Raw genomic sequence first — 3486 nt, 5'->3', positions numbered from 1 at the left:
AAGGTTAAGTTTGTCATACTCGTGTGCTCACCCAGCACCTAAACTAGCAAATCGTTGGGATGGCATTGTGTGAGAGCAATGCCATTTGTATTTTATTGTAGCTGGATTCCGCAATGCGAGAACCAGCTTTTTTATTGTTTTTTATGATTTTAATACACTATTATATTAATATATTAATATGTAAATGTAAAGAATTGCTATCTTGTAATTAATAACTATAATAAATAGAATTACTAGATTTGTCTAGTCTCTTTATAAATACATAAAAATCATTAATAAAATAGAGGGAGAAAAATATGCATAATCAATGCGTATTACATACACACTTAATACACACTAAGTATGTATATAGCGCGTAAAGTAAACGGTTTCAATGGAAAAGTTAATGGGTTTTGCAAAAAAAGTGTGTGTTTAGTGTGTATTAAGTGTTGACTTTGTGTGTATAAGGTGTATAATAGGATTTAGATAAACAAAGGAGGAAATAAATTTATGAAACCAATAAAAGCAGGCGTGGACGCTGGGAATAATAGTCTCAAACTTATTACAGAAGGTGGGGAACCTATCATTATTCCAACTGTATACTCTTATTATTTAGGTGCAGTAACGGAATTAATGGATGAGGAAGATATTCCTACAGATAAGTTAGAAGAAAATCTATTTGTAACAATTAATTCAAAGGCTTTACCAAAAAATCAACTTAATCTTGTTGTTGGTCAAAAAGTGTTAAATGACCAATACCAACCTACAGAGCTTGAAAAGAAAAGTAATAAGTCAACAGATAAACTACCAGTAATAAGCACTTTAAGTGGTTTAGCTGTGGATGCCATGAGAAGGTATCCTGAACAAGATAAAATAGAGATTACGTATGATCTTGCGCTCGCACTTCCTATTAGCTCTATTACCAAAAAAACAGCGCAAGAAAATGCGGAACGTTTTCTTGGTTCACATGAAATCATTTTTCATCATCCTTCCGAAAGAAACGTAACGGTAGTACTAACCGTTGAATTTGCTAAAACATTGCCTGAAGGCGCTGCCGCTGCTTGGGGTATTGTTTTTAATGAAAACGGAGAACTTATCAGTAGGAAAGTTGAATCAGAAGATGGAGAATTAAAGGAAATAACATTTGAAAACGAAACTATGCTTCACTTTGATATTGGAGCTGGCACTACTGAAATGGTTGTCTCAAATGGGGTCAAATTCAATCCTCACTTATCATATGGATTGAATTATGGTGTAAAAGAAACCATATTAAATGTGATAACAATATGGAACAGAAAAAATCCGAGAAGGACTATAGACTCTTTGGCAGAATTTAATGAAATCTATTTAAATACAGAACACCCTAGACACAATGAAATAAGGCAAATTGCAGAAACAGGTATGTTGCAATTAGCTAACAGAATTGGACAAGATATCATCAATAAAATAGATGATATGAAAGATGTACCTCGTGTATTTATTTATGGTGGGGGAGCAGCCATTTTAAAAGAACATTTAACTGAGCTTTTGCAAGAAAAAGATCGGTTAAAAAATGTTGTTTTTGTAAACGAGCCAATTCTTGTAATGCACATGGATTACTTATCTATGCATTAAGTCCACGTTTTGAGCAAATGAAATCCAAAGCTCAAACAGCCTCACAAAAAGAATAAAAAAAGAAAAGGATTAGGTGGTGAAGAATGGCTAACCTAAAAAAGGGGAAAAGAACAAATTTATTTGTCAGTAGGCATTTGAGTGACGAATTTATTGATTGGTGTAACATGCAAAGTAATTTGAGTGCAACCGTTTGGTATGCATTACTCGAATTATATAAAACAACTGGGTATATTGATGTTGCAGAAGTTATGCCAGCAAAGATTGATTTTGATTTACAAAAAATAGACAATGAAAAACAAGCTCAAAATCATTCTGATATGAATTCACAACCTACAGCTAAAACTGTTCAACCCGAATCAACAATGCCATCCATTGAAAGAACAGTAGAAATAAAAAATGTAATGGAATCAGAAGCAACTAACCAAAAAACAAAAAAAAATACAACGTGGTCAGGTTTAGACGATTTAGACGATAATAGTTTTGTATAATATGAGGAGGAATTTAATTGAATAATTTTACAATGAAAAGCATGATACTATCTGCGTTATACAAAGGTGAGAAAGTCATTGTATTTGATAATGAAAATGAATGCAAACAATTATGTGAATTTTTACGTGGAACATATATTACAAGCACAAGCAAATTAAATGATAAAGACACAAACAACAATTTTATTGTAGTAAATACAAATTAGGATGTTAGATATTCACAATAATACAGGTTGGGGTAGTGTAATAGTGAAAAAATGGCTTAAGAAAAACAAAGTTTTATTAATTACTTTTGGTGTAACCACTATCGTTTTATTGGCATTAGCACTATTTCAATATGCTGAAACTAGAGCTATTAGTGAACCACTTTATTCATTTGGCACAATAGGTGTTTTGAATGTTATTACATTTGGCGTATGGATAATTATGTTGCTAACAATCTTATGGAAAGTGTTTTTCCCTTCCAAAGAATCCGTTAAAAATGCTTTTCATGTTAACGACACTAACGTAGATCCATCCCTTAATAAAATGGCTGAATTTATAACAAAAGATTTAAAGCATAGGGGGGTTTTTGCAAACAAAGATTATATGTATAACAAAGATTATATATATAAAATTTTACTTTTAGAAGAGTTTATAATAGAAAAAGAAACGAGCTTAGGTAAAAGTTTAATTATTGCTATAAAGGCACTTTTTTTACTACCCAACACACAACATACAGGGGGAGATTTAAAGAAGATACTTATTGCTAATGATGATGAAATGGCTGAACTTATAACTAAGGAATTAAAAAAGATTGGAGTTAAAGCCGATAAAGAATATATATTAAATGTTCTATTATCGGAAGAATTATATAAAAAGAGTATAAAAAGAAAGGAATAGAAATAATTATGAAAAAATCATTGAAGTTATTCGTACTAGTATTCGTTATTGCATTAATTACAATCGCTATTACTGCATGTGGTAGCAAAGCTAAAAATGAGGAAGTTGCCAAAGAAATTTCGTCTATTGAAAATGAAGTAGACGATCTATTCAACGAAGATAAAACCGATCTTCAAAAAGATATTACAAATAAACAGATGGAAGAAATTAAAGCTGATCTTAAGGAAATAAAAAGAAAAAGATTTGAACGAGAAGAACAAAAAATCTTTACAATCCGTAGAAAAATCATACGATAAAGCTAAAAGCATGATAGATTTTCAAAAAGATGTAATGGCTCTTTTCAATAAAGATAATATTGTAAATGTTAAGCAAAAGAAGGATATTGAAAAGCTAAGCCAAGCTTTAAAAAACTTCAAGAAAGAAACCGCATTCTATGATCGATTAAACAAAAAGATTGATAATGCGAAACAACAAGTAGCTGATATTCAATCTGCCAAAAAATATGTTGATAGCTTATTCAAAT

At 30.8% G+C, this 3486-nt stretch carries 5 protein-coding genes; all 5 read left to right on the top strand.

The window, feature by feature from the left end:
• Positions 1-489: 489 nt before the first annotated feature.
• Complete coding sequence (locus ACXACQ_RS06310) at positions 490-1593, top strand: ParM/StbA family protein (RefSeq protein ID WP_474975091.1); 1104 nt, start codon at positions 490-492, stop codon at positions 1591-1593.
• A gap of 83 nt (positions 1594-1676) precedes the next feature.
• On the top strand, positions 1677-2081 hold the full coding sequence (locus ACXACQ_RS06305) for a hypothetical protein (protein ID WP_474975090.1): 405 nt from the start codon (positions 1677-1679) through the stop codon (positions 2079-2081).
• A gap of 207 nt (positions 2082-2288) precedes the next feature.
• Complete coding sequence (locus ACXACQ_RS06300) at positions 2289-2963, top strand: hypothetical protein (RefSeq protein ID WP_474975089.1); 675 nt, start codon at positions 2289-2291, stop codon at positions 2961-2963.
• A gap of 8 nt (positions 2964-2971) precedes the next feature.
• Entirely contained in the window at positions 2972-3259 is a 288-nt protein-coding gene (locus ACXACQ_RS06295; protein WP_474975088.1) for a hypothetical protein, read from the top strand.
• A 10-nt stretch (positions 3260-3269) separates the two neighbouring features.
• Positions 3270-3486, top strand: a 217-nt coding sequence (locus ACXACQ_RS06290; RefSeq protein ID WP_474975087.1) for a hypothetical protein, incomplete at its 3' end; no start/stop codon positions are given.

It is taken from the genome of Fulvivirga sp. AWR4_260 (assembly GCF_056158185.1).
This window is presented reverse-complemented; position numbering and strand designations above follow the sequence as displayed.

Bases quoted from the DNA above. Each gene is read 5' to 3' on its own strand.
- ACXACQ_RS06310 (WP_474975091.1), top strand. From the start codon at position 490: ATGAAACCAATAAAAGCAGGCGTGGACGCTGGGAATAATAGTCTCAAA.
- ACXACQ_RS06305 (WP_474975090.1), top strand. From the start codon at position 1,677: ATGGCTAACCTAAAAAAGGGGAAAAGAACAAATTTATTTGTCAGTAGG.
- ACXACQ_RS06300 (WP_474975089.1), top strand. From the start codon at position 2,289: ATGTTAGATATTCACAATAATACAGGTTGGGGTAGTGTAATAGTGAAA.
- ACXACQ_RS06295 (WP_474975088.1), top strand. From the start codon at position 2,972: ATGAAAAAATCATTGAAGTTATTCGTACTAGTATTCGTTATTGCATTA.